This is a genomic window from Ruegeria arenilitoris, assembly GCF_013031355.1.
Classification (GTDB): domain Bacteria; phylum Pseudomonadota; class Alphaproteobacteria; order Rhodobacterales; family Rhodobacteraceae; genus Ruegeria; species Ruegeria arenilitoris_C.
This window is the reverse complement of sequence record NZ_WPZO01000002.1, coordinates 130,881-147,248: the sequence shown is the minus strand read 5'-3', so window position 1 is coordinate 147,248 and position 16,368 is coordinate 130,881. Positions and strand designations below refer to the sequence as shown.

Sequence of the window (16,368 nt, the reverse complement as noted above, 5' to 3'; positions counted from 1 at the left end):
GCGCAATCCATACCGTTGTGTACCAATCGGATGGTTGTGGATTCCGACATAATTGTGCTGCGAAACGGCGTAGCGTCATTTCATCAGTTTCAGATCGGAAACAATCACCGTTTATGGTGCCCACGCCCTCTGATCCGGCACAAAAAGGGTCATCCGGTCGCCCAGTTTCAACTCACCCGGCCGTTCGACCCATGCAGTGACACCGCGCCGCCCCTGTGCCGCCGGTTTGAATGCGGCACCATGCCCGGGCAGATCCGCTTCGATTTCACGACCTGGGATCACGCAGGGGCGGTTTTCCATATCAACGGTGATGGTGACGCCGTTCGCGACCTGCAGCCGCGAAGAGGGTGGGATGTGGGTAAAGTCGGGAATACCCCGCAACACGATGCTGGCACCCAGAAAGGACGGGTCCAGTTGGCCCAGCCCCATCTCTTTCGCCGTCGCCTCGATCTCTTCCGCGGACAGCACCGACAGTTGCCGGACGTTGCGGATTTCCGTGCCCTGCGGGTACAGGTTCTTCATCCGTACGCATGAGGCCCGGTTCACCCCTTCATGCCGCGCGCCCCGATCCCCGGCAAAGCCGAGGTCCAGCGCATTGACCGCGTTGGCCCTGATCGAGCCGCCCGCAGGCACATGGCCCAGCCAGACCACTTCGCCCTGATATTCAGTCTCGCGCATCACCGGCATTATTGCCCCTTTCCCTGACGTTCCTTCGCCCGGCAATAGAGGGCAGTCGATCCGGATTGGAAAGAAAAAAGACCCGGGACAATGCCCGGGTCTGATGTCGTTATGCCGAAGGTTCCGGCTCCATCCCGCCATCGGGCGGAGATTTCTTGACTTTGGTCTTCGGAATCGCGGTCACGCTGGGCGCGTTGCCTTCATCCGGCTTGTCGCCCTCGTCATCACCCTCGCTGGGCGATTCCCCGTTCATGACGCGCTTGATCTCGTCTCCGGTCAGGGTCTCATATTCCAGCAAACCTTGGGCCAGACGCTCCCATTCCTCGTTCTTTTCGGTCAGAATTTCGTGGGCACGTTCGTAGCCTTGCTGGATCAGGCGTTTCACCTCTTCCTCGATCAGCTCTTTGGTATGAGCCGAGACCGAGAACCCGGCGGTGTTGCCCTGATATCCTTCGTGTGCTTCGGCATAGTCGATGTTGCCGACCTTGTCCGACATACCCCAGCGCATCACCATGGCCCGCGCCAACTGGCTGGCCTGCATGATGTCGCCAGCGGGGCCGTTCGAGACATGATCTTCGCCATACTTGATCACCTCAGCGGCCTTGCCCGCCATGGTCATGGCCAGCTTCTGCTCACACTCATCACGGTGATAGTTCAGGCGGTCCATTTCCGGCAACGACACAACCATACCCAGCGCACCACCGCGCGGAATAATAGTCGCCTTGTAGACCGGATCGCACAGCGGCAGTTCCAGACCAACCACAGCGTGACCGGCCTCGTGATACGCAGTCTTTTCCTTCTGGTCCTGGGTCAGAACCATCGAGCGGCGCTCGGCCCCCATCATCACCTTGTCTTTGGCGTTCTCGAAGTCTTCCATGGTGACAAAGCGACGGCCCACACGCGCAGCCATCAGCGCGGCCTCGTTCACGAGGTTGGCCAAGTCCGCGCCCGAGAAGCCCGGCGTACCGCGCGCAATGATGCGCAGATCGACATCGGGGCCCAGAGGCGTCTTACGCGCATGCACACCCAGAATCTTCTCACGGCCTTTGATATCGGGGTTGCCGACAGTGACTTGACGGTCAAACCGGCCCGGACGCAGCAGAGCGGGGTCGAGAACGTCCTTACGGTTGGTTGCGGCCAGAATGATCACACCTTCGTTTGCCTCAAACCCGTCCATCTCGACCAGCAGCTGGTTGAGCGTCTGTTCGCGCTCGTCGTTACCACCGCCGTAACCGGCACCACGATGGCGACCCACGGCGTCGATCTCGTCGATGAACACAATACAAGGCGCGTTCTTCTTGGCCTGTTCGAACATGTCGCGCACACGGGATGCACCCACGCCCACGAACATCTCAACGAAGTCCGAACCCGAGATGGTGAAGAACGGCACACCCGCCTCACCCGCGATAGCACGGGCCAGCAGCGTTTTACCGGTACCCGGAGGGCCAACCAGCAGCGCACCTTTGGGGATTTTGCCACCCAAGCGCGAGAATTTCTGCGGGTTGCGCAGGAATTCGACAATCTCTTCCAGCTCTTCCTTGGCCTCGTCGATGCCTGCTACGTCGTCAAAGGTCACACGGCCATGCTTTTCGGTCAACATCTTGGCCTTGGACTTGCCAAAGCCCATCGCGCCGCCTTTTCCGCCGCCCTGCATCCGGTTCATGAAATAAATCCACACACCGATCAGCAGCAGGAAGGGCAGCAACGTGATCAGGAAGGACTGGAACCCGGATTGCTGCTGTTTCACCGCCTGAACGGGGATATTTTCCCGGATCAGCAGCTGGGTGACCTCGGCATCGCCGGGCTTGATGGTGACATAGTTTGCGCCGCTTTGAGTAGTATAGCGAATCTGCTCACCATCCAGCGTCACATTCTTGACTTCGCCGCCTTCAACTGCGGTGACAAAGTCGGAATAGGTTTTTTCATTGCTCTGAAGTGTTCCGCCCTGACCGCTGAAGAAATTGAACAGTGCAAGGATCAGCAGAAACAGAACGACCCAGAAGGCGATGTTACGAGCGTTGCCCAAGGAAAATCTCCCAAAAGATTTCGGCAGATGGGGACCTGCCGGGTTGCTCTATAAAATAGAGATGATTCAAGCATGTTCAATGCGATAAAAGAGAAGAGTAAAACTCGGGTCTGTGCGAGGCGAATTCAGCCTTCCAACCGTTTGAATAGTCGACCAGAGGTGCTGCCAGCAGGTTTTCCCCGCTCCAAACCGCGGGCGAGGACAACAGCGCCCGGCGGGGTTTGCCCATCGCGCGCCACTCGGGCACCTGCGGCAAACCGGCCTCTCCCAGTGCGCGAACCTCGGCGTCTGCAGTCAGCGGCCCGGTCAAAACCCAGCGGTCATCCCAGACCTCCTGCGGGGCGGCGGTTTCCGTTGCCACCGCGTTTAGCTCTCTGCAAAACCACGTTTTATCCTGATGCGGGATCAGAAGGCAGCCCGCCAGGGTCAGCGTCTGCCCTGCGCCAACAGCAGTAACGGCCTGATCAACGGCCGCCCCGCGCGGCGGATAGCCCTGCCCCGCAATCCAGCCAATGATGCCGACGACCAGCCGCCTTTGGATTTCCACAGGAAGCAGTCCAAAACCGTTTCGGTCGATACAGACATCCCCGCCTTCAATTGTGGCAAACTTACGCGCGGATTCCTGCGTATAGCGCGCCAGCGCCTCACGCGCTTGTGCAAGATTTTCAGCAACTCGCGCCAAAGATTGTGCAGAAATTCCAAGACCTCCAAGCCCCGTCAGCGCTTCGCGCGCCTTGATCCGGTCGAATTTCTGATCGTGATTCGAAGGGTCTTCGATCCATCTCTCACCAAGCCTCGACAAGTAGTCTCGCAAGTCTTGCCGGGTGATCCTCAGCATCGGACGCAGTAGCGTGACGCCGTTTTGATCACGCGCGTAGGGCATACCGGAAAGGCCACTGACTCCTGCCGCCCGGCCCAGCCGCATCAGCACCGTCTCGGCCTGATCATCCGCGGTATGGCCAAGTGCAATCGCCGGAATGTCATTGCGTCGCGCCCAGTCGGTCAATAACCGGTATCGTGCCTGCCGGGCCTGATCCTGCAAGTTGCCCGCGCCATCCCAGCCCTGCCACAGCAGCGTTTCATGGGGCACGCCCAGACGCGCGGCCAGGTCGGCCACGTGATCGGCTTCGGCGGCCGCTTCGGGGCGTAAACCGTGATTTACCGTAGCGGCAAACAATTGGGTTTGTTCGATCTGCGTGATTTCATGCAGCAGGTGCAGCAGAGCGACCGAATCTCCACCGCCCGAGACGGCGACACCCAAACGTGGTGGCAGCTGGTCGGGCAGCCGCGCGCGGAGTTCGGATCGAAGCGTATCGGCCCTATCGGTCAAGAACAGCCCAGCGACGCCATTTCCTGCGTGGCGGCGGAAACTGTAGCCGAGGACGGAAAACGCACGCCAACCTCGGACAGGGTAATACAGGCTTGATCGGTTTGACCCAAGCGCCCCAATGCAGCACCCAGTTCGAACAGCGCCTCGGGCGCGAATACGCCTTCGGAATCACCGGTGAAGCTGGCCAGGAACGCCCGCGCGGCTTCGCGCGTGTCACCCAGACCTTCCAGTGCTTGGCCGCGCTTCAGATTGGCTTCGGGCGCCAGCGGGCTGCCGGGATACGATGTGTCGAACTGCGCGAACTGATCGGCTGCAGCCTGAAAGTTGCCCTCGGCCAAGGCCTGCGCAGCGGCATCGAAGTCCGCCTGTTCACCAACAGCCAACTCTCCCTGTTCTATCACTGGAGGGGTCGTTGGCGTAGCGGGTGCCGCTGCGGTGATTTGGGTATCTCCACCAAGGGTCGAGGTCTCACCCAGCGTGCTCAGATCGCCGCCTTCCAATTCGACCAGACGGAATTCCAGATCACCAATCCGATTGGTTCCATCTGTCACAATGTTCTGCACCCGCTGGTTCAACTGTTCGGTCTGGCGCGTCAGACGTTGCAGCTCGGCTTCGATGGCGTCTACCCGTTCCAAAACGGAACTGCCGGACAGGTTCGGGGCCGGAGAGCCGGTGGTCGAAAACTCACGCTTCAGGCGCTGAACTTCCACATGCAGCACCGTCAGCTCCTGCCGGATATCCGCCAGCGTCTGCTGATCCTGTGCTTGTGCCATACCGGCGGTCGCAACAACCGCGGCCAGAACCCATCCTGCAACTTTCATCGTCTTACCCCAAGGTTGAACCGGTCAGCACCGTCACCGCGCGGCGGTTTTTGGAATAGCAATCCTCGGTGCTGCAAATCTCGATCGGGCGTTCCTTGCCATAGCTGACGGTGGTCAGACGGTTGCCCGCCACCCCGCGCGAGATTAGAAACTCGCGCGCCGCATTAGCCCGGCGTGCGCCCAGAGCGAGGTTGTATTCGCGTGTGCCCTGCTCATCCGCATGGCCTTCGATGGTGGCCACATAGTCCGGGTTCGCCATCAACCAATCGGCCTGCCCTTGCAGGATCTGTTGCGCCTGCGGTGTCAGAGTCGACTGGTCCACCGAGAACAACACTCGGTCGCCGATGGTTTGCTGGAAATAGGCCGGCGAGCGCGGATCGCTGGGTGAACCCGGTGCGATTGCGCCGTTCGCGCCATTTCCGAAACCACCGCCCAGTGCGGACGGATCGTTGTTTGTACATGCGGCCATCACGCTCAGCGTGCCCAAGGCCAGAATTTTGCCCAATACGTTCATTTCAGGTGCCTCGTTGTTTTATCGGTTTATTGCCGCCTCTGTAGCATAGTGCAGGATTTTTGTGAACTTTTCCAAGCCCCTGCCCCGATCAATTCTGCAATGGCCCCCATGACGGATCGCTGCCGCCATCCGGGGTGCGCACAGGGCGCAGGTTCCGGCCCGAGATATCCACCGAATACAAGCTGGCCCGCCCGCTGGCTCCCTGCGTTTCGCGCGTGAACATGATGACCCGGCCGTTTGGTGACCATGTGGGACCTTCGTCCAGGAAAGACGAGGTCAGCAAACGTTCCTCACTGCCATCGATGCGCATGACGCCGATATGAAACCGGCCCTTGTTCTGCTTGGTGAACGCGATCAGGTCGCCACGCGGCGACCAGACCGGCGTGCCATAACGGCCCGCGCCAAAGCTGATCCGGGTCGCCTCACCACCGTTCGCGGGCATAATATACAGCTGCGGCGTACCGGAGCGGTCGCTTTCGAACACGATCCGAGACCCATCAGGCGAATAGCTGGGCGCGGTTTCAATCGCGGGCGTGTTGGTCAGACGCACGCTTTGCCCCGAAGCGATATCCATCTTCCACAGATCGGTATTGCCGCCTTGAATCAGCGAATAGACGATCGAGCGCCCATCCGGAGAGAACCGGGGCGAGAAGCTCATCGTGCCGTCCTGCGTTTTCAATTCGGTCCGGCGGACACGGTCCACGTCCAAAACATAGATACGTGGTTGGCCGGTTTCGTAGCTGGTATAGAGCAACCGGTCGCCCGTCGGCGAAAAGCGCGGGGCCAGAACGATGGCGGCGCTGTCGGTCAGGTACTGCACATTCGCGCCGTCGTAATCCATGATCGCCAGCCGTTTCAGGCGCTGATCCTTGGGTCCGCTTTCCGACACAAACGCGACGCGGCTGTCGAAATAGCCGCCCTCTCCGGTGATGCGGCTATAGACCTGATCGGCCACCTTATGCGCCATGCGCCGCCAGCCATCGGTTGTGCCCGCAAATTGCAGGCCATTGCCCAATTCCTGACCCGAGAACACATCCCACACCCGGAACCGCACTGTCAGGCGGTTGCCCGAGACATTCACGGCGCCTGTCACCAACGCCTCGGCATTGATGGCCTTCCAGTCGGCGAATTGAACCGGCGCCTCGAAACTGCTGACCCGGCTGATGAAAGCCTCGGGCGAGATTTCGCGGAACAGCCCGGTGCCGGTCAGGTCGGCCGCAACTACCCGAGAGATGTCGTTGGCATATTGCGTCGCCGCTGGCCCATCGGGCACGAAATTCGGTACAGCAAAGGGCAAGGGTTCGATGATGCCCTGATCCAGTTCCAGACGCAGCGGTCCGCTCTGGGCATGTACCGGTGCTGCCAAAATCGTCAGGCCAAGCAACAGGCTGGTCAGAAATCTCATCATTTGATCCGCATCCTCTCGGGATTGAATGTAATCTCAATATCCCGCCATTGGTCATATTTGTCAGCAGGCAGGGTGTATCCTTTGGTGCCACAGCGCAAAATTGCTCGTCTGGCGGCTTCATAGGCTTGTTTCGCCGCTCCGGCGGACCCGCCAGAGCTGTCGATCATGCGCAGGCTGCCCCCAACGATCTTTCCGTCCGGGGTCAGCGAAAAGCCAACAACCACAACGGTTTGCAACGCGTCCGTGGACAAGGACCCCACGTTCCAGCACTTGGACACGGCCAGGCGCATGGCGTCTTTCTCTCCGCTGGTCAGCGGCGGGCCGACAGGTTCGCTGCCCTGTCCCAATGCCTCGGCCAGCGCGTCGTTGATAGCGGTGTCGCTCTGCGCAGGTTCGGGCGGGGTCGGGTCCTGTTCTTCAGCCACTTCGGGCTGCGCCGTAGGTGCAGGCCGGTTCGGCCGCACCCGAGGCCGCGGAGAGGTGCGCGGGGCATTGTCTTTGGTCTCTTCTGCCTCGGTCACGATCTCATCGGTCGCCTCTTCCGGGGCGGTCTGATCCTGTTGTTCCTGCTGGGTTTCGGCACCTTCATCCAACGACACGGCGGGCGTTTCCACCTCATCCGGCTGCGCCTCGGGCGGCGGTGGAGCGATGGGTTCCGGCGCCACCTTGTCGGCGGGGCGCGGCTGCGCCTCGGGGCCCGGCGGCACGGGAAGCACTTCGGTCACGGGCTCGGGCTGTTCCAGCGTCGGGGGTTCCTCGACGATTTCGGGTTCGGGCGGTGCTTCCACCGGATCGGGTATTGGGTCGGGCTCTGGTTCCGGGGGCGCCACGACCTCGGGAGGGGTCAGTTCCTCTTCCACCGGCGCGGGCGGGATCACCTCTTCCTCGGGTGCTTCGGGTGGTTGCAAGGCGGTGGGGGTCGACACCTCGGGGGCATCGCGCTGTGCGGTCATCGCGGCGAATTGTTCACCCGTGACCACCGACACCTCCTGCACAGCCATTGGCAGGGGTTCGGACCGGAACGTACCGCCGAAGAAGGCCCATCCAATCAAAACGACGTGGGCAATTGCCGAGATCTTGGTGCCGGTGTCCACCGTGCGGCCTCACTCTCCACCTTCTTCCAGCGTCGGGCCACCGGTGTCTGTCACCAGGCCCACATTGGAAAACCCACCTGCGTTCAACGCGCCCATGATCTGCATCACCTGTGCGTAGGGGATCGCCCCATCAGCCCGCAGGAACACGCGGTCACTGCTGCGTTCTGACGCAATCGCGCGCAATTTGCCAATCAACTCTGCACGCACAACATCCGTGGTCTGAATCTGTACCCTTCCATCCGCGGTCAGCGTTACGGTCAGGGGTTCTTCGTTGTCGCCGGGCAAGGCGCTGGCCGCCGTTTTCGGCAGATCGACCGGCACACCCACGGTCAGCAATGGGGCCGCCACCATGAAGATGATCAGCAGCACTAGCATCACGTCCACAAAGGGCGTCACGTTGATCTCGGCCATCGGCTGCGCGCGGCCACGACGTCGTCCGCGTCTGCGCCCGTTGCCGCCGCCGTTTTGCTGAACCGCCGCGCCCATGTCAGCTGTCCAGCTGGCGCGACAGGATGGTGGCAAACTCGTCCGCAAACGCCTCGTAGCCGTTTACGATCCGATCACTATCCGCGCTGAGCTTGTTATAGAAGATCACCGCCGGGATTGCCGCCAGCAGGCCCAGACCGGTGGCCAGTAGCGCCTCGGCAATACCGGGGGCCACAACGGCGAGGTTGGTGTTCTGCTGTTCGGCAATCTCGATGAAGGCATTCATGATTCCCCAAACGGTGCCAAACAGGCCGATAAACGGCGCGGTCGAACCAACCGTCGCCAGAATGGGTAGACCCTTTTGTAGTGTCTCTGCCTCTTTCGCGATGGCCACATCCATCGAGCGGTCAATCCGCGCCGTAGCCCCGGCGATCAGCCCGCCATCGGTGCGATGCGACCGTCGCCATTCGATCATCCCGGCGGCAAAGATCTTTTCCGAACTGCCATCGGGCTGGGTGCCAATCTGTTCGAACAACTCATCCAGAGGGTTTCCGGACCAGAAGCTTTCATCAAACCCCTGCGCCTCACGCCGAGCCGCGCGGTAGTTGATCAGTTTCTGAATGATGATCGCCCAGGACCAGATTGATGCGCCAACCAGCATCAGCATCACCAGTTTGACGATAAATGTCGCGCGGGCATACAGCCCCCACATGGAGAAATCGATCTCCTGCGCCAGCGCCAGCGTTTCAGCTTCCATGAACCTGCTCTTTTTTGCCTGATGGCCGTTGGTTTGGCCTTGTTTTGTCAAACGCTAACCCAGATGGTCCTGAAAAGCCAACAGAACCACCCCCGCGCCGCAATTTGTTACAACAATGCGCGAATCTCTGCCGGAAGCCGCACCGGATTGCCCTGCGCGTTCATGCAAACTGCAGTGACGGTGGCGCGAAAAATCTCAGTCTCGCCCCGCTTTATCAACTGCCCCATGGTCAGCCGCACGCCCGAGCGGGACAGGAATTGAGTTTCGATGGTCAGTTCATCGTCGAACTTGGCAGTGGCCAGATAGTCCGCCTCGATCCGCCGAATGACCCAGACGACCCCGTCGTCGCGCATGGCGTTCTGGTCATTGCCCAGACGACGCACAAAGTCCGACCGGGCACGTTCGATGTATTTCAGATAATTCGCGTGATAGACCACACCGCCCATGTCGGTGTCTTCATAATAAACCCGGACCCGGTAGATATGCGTGTCTTGCGCTGCAGTGCTTTCGGCCATGGCTACAAATCCGGTCATTCAATCAAAACTTATCATTGGGCTCGGGGGCGAGCCCCCTCCAACAGATGCACCCGCGTCAGCAGTCGTGCAATCCCCGCGAGACTACAAATTTCGAGTTACACGGTCCTCGGTATCGAAATCCCGTCCTTTGCCGACTAACCTGCCAAAATTGAATTATGAAAGTAACAGGTGATTGAATGGCAGGATCGCACGGAAAAGAGGGCAGATTTCCGCTTCCCATCCTGCAGGGTATCCTGCCGGTCAATCGCGCGACGCTGCCGGCCGAGGTTTTAGCCGGGCTGACCTTCGCCTGCCTCGCGATCCCCGAGGTCATGGGCTACACCAAGATCGCCGGCACTCCGGTGGTGACGGGGCTGTACACGATCCTGATCCCGATGGCGCTGTTTGCCCTGTTCGGATCATCGCGGCACCTTGTGGTCGGAGCGGATTCCGCCACAGCGGCAATCACGGCATCGGCGCTGGCGGGCATGGCGGTGTCCGGATCGTCCGAGTATCTGGCGCTGGCCTCGCTGTTGGCACTGATGGCGGCGGTTCTGTTGATCGCTGCGCGCCTAATTGGCCTGGGGTTTCTGGCAGATTTCCTGTCGCGCACGGTATTGGTCGGCTTTCTGACCGGCGTGGGTATACAGGTGGCCACCGGCGAGCTTCCCGGAATGCTGGGGATCGAAGGCGCAGGCCACGGCACAATTACCAAGATCATGGACGTCGCGCAGCATTTCGGCCAGACTCACTGGCCGACAGTGGTGATGTCTGCGGCAGTATTGGCGGTTGTCATCGGGTGCAAACGGCTGTCGCCCAAACTACCCGGCCCCCTCTTCGCCATACTGGGCGTCATTCTGTGCAGTTGGGCCTTTCAATTCAGCGCATCCGGCATTGGCGTATTGGGGACAGTTCCTGGCGGCCTGCCTGCCCTGTCGATGCCCGATGTGAACTGGAACTGGTCGCTGTTCAAACAGCTTCTGCCGACAGCGCTGTCAATCTTTGTCGTGATCCTGGCGCAAAGCGCGGCGACCTCGCGCGCCTACGCTGCGCGCTACGATGACAAGTTCAGCGAAAACACCGATCTTGTCGGCCTCGGGCTGGCCAATCTGGGCGCAGCCTTTACCGGGACATTCGTGGTCAACGGCAGCCCCACCAAGACCGAGATGGTGGCCAGCGCCGGAGGCCGTAGCCAGATCGCGCAATTGACGACGGTTGCGATTGTCCTTGTGGTGATCCTGTTTCTGACCGGCCCGCTTGCGTTCCTGCCGAACGCCGCGCTGTCAGCAGTGGTATTCCTGATCGGCGTCAAGCTGATCGACCTCAAGGGCCTCGCCGCCATATACCGACAGGCCCGGTCCGAGTTCTGGATCGCGCTTGCGACTGCTGCTGTTGTGGTTTTCGTTGGCGTCGAGCAAGGGATTATCTTTGCGATGGTCCTGTCACTGATCGACCACACGCGCCACGGCTACCGCCCCAAGAATGCAGTGATCGTCAAAAGCGACGATGGCGGCTGGCGGTCCAAACCCATCACCGCGCCCAACCAGTTTGAACCCGGTCTTGTGATCTATCGTTTTTCCCACAGCCTGTACTACGCCAACACACAGCGCCTGTCGGACGAGGTGGCGGCGATCGTGAGTCAATCCGACCCGCCACTGCGCTGGTTCTGCGTCGAAGCCTCTGCCGTGGATGATATCGACTTTACCGCAGGCTATACGCTGCGCGGCGTCCACGAACAGCTAAAGTCCAGAGACATCAAACTGGTCTTTCTGCTGGTCGAGCCCAATGTTCGAAAAGAACTCGACCGCTACGGGATCACCGATCTGGTCGGGGCGGATGCTTATTTCGAGACAGGCAACGCCCTGGTCGAGGCGTTTCATCCGACAAACAAACCGCCCGCCTGAGGCCTATTGCGGCGGTTTCATCCGTGCGAACAACCGCAACGCATGGGATGCGTCCTGCGCCGCCCCTGGCAGAACGGGGTCATAGGCGGCCCGGATCAGCTCGGCGATGTCGGGCCGCAGGACTGTTGTGCCCGCGGCCACCGCTAGAGGGGACTGAGACCGGAACGCGGTATCCGACCACAGCAAAATCGTCTGAACCACCTGGCTCAGCGCCAAAGTCTCGGCCGGAACCTTTGACAATTCCTTGTCCATTCGCAGGAAAACAAAGGCTGCGCGGATTGCGCCGTCTTCCTCGAACCGGAAGATGCGGTACTGGTTGGCATCCGCCGCGACCAAACGATCCACCAAAGGCGCCAGATCAGGGATCAGCCGGTCCAGATCGGGGACTTCCAGCAACTCCTGCCAGTCGCGGAAGAAAAAGACCATACAATTGGCGCCAAGTTCCGGGTCGGTCTCGGCCATCTTGTGCCCGGCCAGTGTCACCACAGCCTCGAACGCACCTTTGACGGTGGCCAGAGTTTCATCCTCAACGCCAAAAACGATCGGCACAATGGGGCGCCCCCAGCGAGCGAACAGAAACTCACCACTTTCGCGGGTGAAATACGTCTGGATGTCTTCCGGGGTCACGCCCAATCCTTCATCTTTTCGAAATTACTCTCGCCGAAGGCATAAAATCTCTAACGTCCGGCTTCAACCAAACAGATCGCTCTGCCCCCTCGGGGCCGCCATACCCAGATGTGTCCACGCCTTTTGCGCCAGCATCCGGCCGCGCGGCGTGCGCTGGATCAGACCTTGCTGCAACAGATAGGGCTCGATCACCTCTTCCAGCGAATCCCGGCTTTCCGACAAGGCCGCCGACAGAGTTTCAATCCCCACCGGTCCACCCGCATAATTCTCGGCTATCAGTTTCAGATACCGCCGATCCGCACCATCCAGGCCCAGATTGTCTACCCCCAGCCGGGTCAGCGCCCCGTCTGCCAGTTCCCGAGTGATCCGCCCGTCGCCTTCGACGATGGCGAAATCCACCACACGCCGCAACAGCCGCCCGGCAATACGCGGCGTTCCACGAGACCGGCGCGCAATCTCGCGTGCGCCCTCATCATCGGCAGGCGCACCCAGCTTCCGGGCATTGCGGGTGACGATCTCGTGCAACTCATCGACCGTGTAGAATTGTAGCCGCGTCGGAATACCGAACCGGTCACGCAGCGGCGTAGTCAGCAGGCCCATCCGCGTGGTTGCCCCGACCAGCGTAAAGGGCTGCAACTCGATCCGAACCGTGCGCGCGGCGGGGCCTTCGCCGATCACCAGATCCAGTTCGAAATCCTCCATCGCCGGGTACAGCACCTCTTCGACCGCCGGGTTCAGGCGGTGAATCTCGTCGATGAACAGAACATCCCGCGATTCCAGATTGGTCAGAATCGCCGCCAGATCACCCGCCTTGGCCAGAACCGGTCCCGAAGTCATGCGGAAATTCACACCCAGCTCGCGCGCCATGATCTGTGCCAGCGTGGTCTTCCCCAATCCCGGAGGGCCATGGAACAGCGTGTGGTCCATCGCCTCGCCCCGTTGCCGGGCGGATTGGATGAAAACGCGCAGGTTTGCGCGGGCCTCGGCCTGACCGATGAACTCATCCAGCCCCTGAGGGCGCAGCGCTCGGTCGTTGTCCTCGGGCAGCGGGTCCGGGCGCAGGGTGGGATCGGCATCTACCATTCAATCACCCTTTCGGTGCAAGCAACTTGAGCGCGGCTCGGATCAGGTCGGCCTCACCGGCATCCGGCAAGCTTGCCGCCGCTTCGGCCACGGCGGACGCGGCGTCGGAAGGTCCATAGCCCAGATTGGACAGGGCCGACAATGCACCCGCCGAGGCTGCAGCCGCCCCCGAGGCCGGTTTCGCCGCCCGTTTCGGGGCCGGTGCGGGCTCGGCCGACTCGACGACTTCCAAGGCGGGGCCATCCATCGCCTCGGTCACAGTTCCGCCCATAGCCATGACACCCGGTGCCTTGTCCTTGAGGTCCAGCACGATCCGCTGCGCCGTCTTAGGCCCGACCCCTTTGGCCGCCTTGACCGCCCCCCAATCGCCCAAGGCAATCGCCCGGCTGACCCCGTCCGGTCCCAGCGCCGACAGGATGGCCAGCGAGACCTTGGCCCCGACCCCCTGAACCGAGCACAGCAGGCGATGCCATTCCTTCTCGATCAACGAAAGGAACCCATACAATTGCATCAAGTCCTCGCGCACCACCATGTCGGTGTAGATCGAGACCGCCTCACCCACCCCTGGCAAAGCCGCCATGGTCCGGTCCGAGCAATAGACGATGTAGCCAACCCCGCGCACGTCGATCAGCACGTGATCCGCCGCACGGTAATCCAGCCGCCCTGTCAGTTTTCCAATCATGCCCGCACCTCTTTCATTCGCGCCTGTGGCGCTGCGCCGTAATAGGAATGACAGATTGCAATCGCCAGCGCATCTGCCGCATCGGCCCCTTTGGGCTGGCAGCCCGGCAACTGCAGTTTGACCATGTGCAGAACCTGCTCTTTCTCGGCGTGACCGACACCCACGACGGTTTTCTTGACCCGGTTGGGCGCGTATTCACCCACCGGCAGCCCGGCCTGCGCCAGCGTCAGCAGCGCCACGCCGCGGGCCTGGCCCAGCTTCAGCGTACCAGCGCCATCCTTGTTGACGAAGGTTTGTTCGATGGCCGCCTGATCGGGCTGATGTTCGGCAATGACCTCGACGATCTGGTTATGCAGCGACAGCAACCGTTCGCCCAGATCATCCCCGTCAGATTTACACAAGCCATTCGCAACGTGGCTCAGGCGGCTGCCATGCGATTCGATGACGCCCCATCCCAGGGTCCTGAGCCCCGGATCAATGCCCAGAATTCGCATATTTCGCCTCAGCCTGCTCGGGTTTTTGTGATCTTTCTTTCGGATTAGCACGAAGCGTGAACATTTTCCAAGCGAATTGACCCTGCGCCTGAAAACGACACGCCTGTCCCGGGGGCGACAAAACGGCCTGTTTGCGACTGCGGAAAGTCTGAAATCGACACATTTTCTGAACGCTTAATGGCCTATAAATTAAGGGTTTTTAATGATCTCCCACCCTTGCAAAAAACGCATAGGACACATGCAATTTCCGCACTTGTGCGGCCAGATCGACAGGACTAGATGCCGCTCAGATCGGATGATCAAAAATTAAACTCTAACCAGAAGGAAACAGGATATGGCTGCACTGGATACCACCCGCACCACCACTGGCTCGTTCGGCCTCGTTGGCCGTATCGGCGAAACTTTCGCATCGGTCGTGAACGCCGTTGTTGAATGGAATGACGCCCGCGTGACACGCAACGTGCTGAGCGGTCTGACGGATCGCGAACTGGAAGATATCGGTATGTGCCGCGGTGATATTGACCTCGTGGCAGAAGGTCGTCGCTAAGAGACAACCATCACTCACTCGCCCCATTCTCCCCTGGGGCACATAAAGAACGCCGCGCATTTCACGATGCGCGGCGTTTCTTTTTTCATCAAAGCTGATCTGGTCAGTGAAGGAAACCGCTGATCTGAGCCGCAAGATACTCGGACACCGGGTCGATCTGCATCACCCAGGCACCCGCTTTCTCAACAGATGTCCCCTCCGCCAGACTGTCGACGCGATATTGGTAAGCCGAAGCCCCCAAGCTTGTCAGCAAAAATATCTTGAACGCGAACAAGCCCAGGAGGCACCCAAAAAGCGCCTTTACCGGAACCGCAGATTTGACCCTCTGCGGTTTCATGACCACAAGGCCATCCTTGCGCATAGTAGCGCGATAGCCCCGACTAAGCTTAGCGTGCTTCTTGTTCAGGCGTTGAACGCGCTGATCGAATTCCAGATGTTTCACCGTCATGGCAGCCTCCACAAAACCGCCCCCGTAACCACGTTATGACGGTAGTTACAGATTGCGACAAAAAAGAGGCAAGAATCCACGAAACTCCTGCAAATAGCCTAATTTAGGCCTTTTTTGCTCAAAACTAGCGTCGTCCATTCACCAATCTCATCTCTTTTGACCAGATTGAACCCGTTATGCGAATAAACCGAGATTACATCATCGGCCTGTTCGTTGAGGATTCCTGACAGGATCGCAAATCCTCCGTCCTGGAGATTCGCGGCGATTTCAGGGGACAATGCCACCAGTGGACCTTTGAGAATATTGGCAAAAATCAGGTCGTAGGGGGCATGTGACTGCAGATCGGGATGGTCGAAACCAGCGGCTTCGACGCAATGCACCTGCCCGGACATGCCGTTGGCTTTCAGGTTGGCCTCGGCCACATCCACGGCGACCTGATCGATGTCACTGGCGATGATGTCACCATCCCAGACCCGCGCGGCGGCCATCGCCAGTACCGCAGTGCCGCAGCCGATATCGGCCACTTTGGTCGCTGCAAACCCGTCGTTCAGAAGATGATCCAGCGCTTTGAGGCAACCCAATGTGGTGCCGTGGTGACCGGTGCCAAAGGCCATCGCGGCCTCGATCAGCAGCGGGATACGCCCTTCGGGCAGTTTGTCAGCATCGTGGCTGCCGTAGACAAAGAACCGGCCAGCCTCGACCGGGGCTAGCTCACGGCGCACATGGGCAACCCAGTCGGTTTCGGGCAGTTCCGAGACCACAAACGGCTTGGCCTCGAAGGCAACGGCCAGAACGGCCAGCGCCGTTTCATCCGGTGCCTCGGTGAAATAGCCACCAACCTCCCACAGGCCCGAGCCGTCCTCGACCTCGAACACACCGACGCCGGTGGGTTCCGGGTCCAGGCGCTCCATCGCTTCGCCCAGACCTTCGGCGGCTTTCTTGCCGGTCAGAGTGGTTAGCGCGGTGAATGTGGGCATGGGGGCCTCCTGTCTCAGTTGAGACAGCGCCTAGGGC

18 protein-coding genes are annotated in these 16,368 nt (G+C 60.3%); 2 read left to right on the top strand and 16 right to left on the bottom strand.

Features of this window, described 5'->3' with window-relative positions:
- Nucleotides 1-111: 111 nt before the first annotated feature.
- The 10 genes from GOX63_RS06335 to ybgC all read right to left on the bottom strand — a co-directional run bounded on the left by GOX63_RS06335 (nucleotide 112) and on the right by ybgC (nucleotide 9,587).
- A complete protein-coding gene (locus GOX63_RS06335) occupies nucleotides 112-687 on the bottom strand; it encodes an MOSC domain-containing protein (RefSeq protein WP_170326907.1) in 576 nt (191 codons plus the stop codon).
- Nucleotides 688-787: 100 nt separating this feature from the next.
- Complete coding sequence (gene ftsH, locus GOX63_RS06330) at nucleotides 788-2,704, bottom strand: ATP-dependent zinc metalloprotease FtsH (protein ID WP_170326908.1); 1,917 nt, start codon at nucleotides 2,702-2,704, stop codon at nucleotides 788-790.
- A gap of 76 nt (nucleotides 2,705-2,780) precedes the next feature.
- The gene (tilS, locus tag GOX63_RS06325) at nucleotides 2,781-4,034 is read right to left on the bottom strand and encodes a tRNA lysidine(34) synthetase TilS (RefSeq protein WP_170326909.1); all 1,254 of its coding nucleotides are present in this window, start codon (nucleotides 4,032-4,034) and stop codon (nucleotides 2,781-2,783) included.
- On the bottom strand, nucleotides 4,031-4,855 hold the full coding sequence (gene ybgF / locus GOX63_RS06320; RefSeq protein WP_170545164.1) for a tol-pal system protein YbgF: 825 nt from the start codon (nucleotides 4,853-4,855) through the stop codon (nucleotides 4,031-4,033). The genes tilS and ybgF overlap by 4 nt, the downstream gene beginning before the upstream one ends.
- A gap of 4 nt (nucleotides 4,856-4,859) precedes the next feature.
- Nucleotides 4,860-5,369: a peptidoglycan-associated lipoprotein Pal gene (pal, locus tag GOX63_RS06315; protein WP_170445407.1), complete on the bottom strand. Its 510-nt coding sequence runs from the start codon at nucleotides 5,367-5,369 to the stop codon at nucleotides 4,860-4,862.
- A gap of 88 nt (nucleotides 5,370-5,457) precedes the next feature.
- A complete protein-coding gene (gene tolB, locus GOX63_RS06310; protein ID WP_170326912.1) occupies nucleotides 5,458-6,777 on the bottom strand; it encodes a Tol-Pal system beta propeller repeat protein TolB in 1,320 nt (439 codons plus the stop codon).
- Entirely contained in the window at nucleotides 6,774-7,871 is a 1,098-nt protein-coding gene (locus GOX63_RS06305) for an energy transducer TonB family protein (RefSeq protein WP_170326913.1), read from the bottom strand. Before GOX63_RS06305 ends, tolB begins: the two co-directional genes overlap by 4 nt.
- 9 nt (nucleotides 7,872-7,880) lie before the next feature.
- On the bottom strand, nucleotides 7,881-8,357 hold the full coding sequence (gene tolR / locus GOX63_RS06300; protein WP_170326914.1) for a protein TolR: 477 nt from the start codon (nucleotides 8,355-8,357) through the stop codon (nucleotides 7,881-7,883).
- 1 nt (nucleotide 8,358) lies between these two features.
- A complete protein-coding gene (gene tolQ, locus GOX63_RS06295; protein WP_170326915.1) occupies nucleotides 8,359-9,054 on the bottom strand; it encodes a protein TolQ in 696 nt (231 codons plus the stop codon).
- 107 nt (nucleotides 9,055-9,161) lie between these two features.
- Nucleotides 9,162-9,587 carry a tol-pal system-associated acyl-CoA thioesterase gene (gene ybgC, locus GOX63_RS06290; RefSeq protein WP_254435877.1) on the bottom strand — a complete coding sequence of 142 codons (426 nt, stop codon included), beginning with the start codon at nucleotides 9,585-9,587 and terminating at the stop codon, nucleotides 9,162-9,164.
- 179 nt (nucleotides 9,588-9,766) lie between these two features.
- Between ybgC and GOX63_RS06285 the strand changes: the two genes are divergently transcribed.
- The gene (locus tag GOX63_RS06285; protein WP_170545161.1) at nucleotides 9,767-11,473 is read left to right on the top strand and encodes a SulP family inorganic anion transporter; all 1,707 of its coding nucleotides are present in this window, start codon (nucleotides 9,767-9,769) and stop codon (nucleotides 11,471-11,473) included.
- 3 nt (nucleotides 11,474-11,476) lie between these two features.
- Here the strand turns inward: GOX63_RS06285 and GOX63_RS06280 are convergent, their stop codons facing one another.
- From GOX63_RS06280 to ruvC, 4 genes are all read right to left on the bottom strand, one after another.
- Nucleotides 11,477-12,100: a hypothetical protein gene (locus GOX63_RS06280; RefSeq protein WP_170326917.1), complete on the bottom strand. Its 624-nt coding sequence runs from the start codon at nucleotides 12,098-12,100 to the stop codon at nucleotides 11,477-11,479.
- 63 nt (nucleotides 12,101-12,163) lie between these two features.
- Entirely contained in the window at nucleotides 12,164-13,183 is a 1,020-nt protein-coding gene (ruvB, locus tag GOX63_RS06275) for a Holliday junction branch migration DNA helicase RuvB (protein WP_170326918.1), read from the bottom strand.
- A gap of 4 nt (nucleotides 13,184-13,187) precedes the next feature.
- Nucleotides 13,188-13,865, bottom strand: coding sequence for a Holliday junction branch migration protein RuvA (gene ruvA / locus GOX63_RS06270; protein ID WP_170326919.1), 678 nt, complete (start codon nucleotides 13,863-13,865; stop codon nucleotides 13,188-13,190).
- Entirely contained in the window at nucleotides 13,862-14,359 is a 498-nt protein-coding gene (gene ruvC / locus GOX63_RS06265) for a crossover junction endodeoxyribonuclease RuvC (RefSeq protein WP_170326920.1), read from the bottom strand. The genes ruvA and ruvC overlap by 4 nt, the downstream gene beginning before the upstream one ends.
- A 334-nt stretch (nucleotides 14,360-14,693) precedes the next feature.
- On the opposite strand from ruvC, the gene GOX63_RS06260 reads away from it, so the two are divergent.
- On the top strand, nucleotides 14,694-14,906 hold the full coding sequence (locus tag GOX63_RS06260) for a DUF1127 domain-containing protein (protein ID WP_170326921.1): 213 nt from the start codon (nucleotides 14,694-14,696) through the stop codon (nucleotides 14,904-14,906).
- Nucleotides 14,907-15,009: 103 nt separating this feature from the next.
- On the opposite strand, the gene GOX63_RS06255 is transcribed toward GOX63_RS06260, so the two are convergent.
- Both GOX63_RS06255 and GOX63_RS06250 read right to left on the bottom strand, forming a co-directional pair.
- A complete protein-coding gene (locus GOX63_RS06255) occupies nucleotides 15,010-15,354 on the bottom strand; it encodes a hypothetical protein (RefSeq protein ID WP_170326922.1) in 345 nt (114 codons plus the stop codon).
- A gap of 98 nt (nucleotides 15,355-15,452) precedes the next feature.
- The gene (locus GOX63_RS06250) at nucleotides 15,453-16,331 is read right to left on the bottom strand and encodes a 50S ribosomal protein L11 methyltransferase (RefSeq protein ID WP_170326923.1); all 879 of its coding nucleotides are present in this window, start codon (nucleotides 16,329-16,331) and stop codon (nucleotides 15,453-15,455) included.
- Between the last annotated feature and the right edge of the window lie 37 nt (nucleotides 16,332-16,368).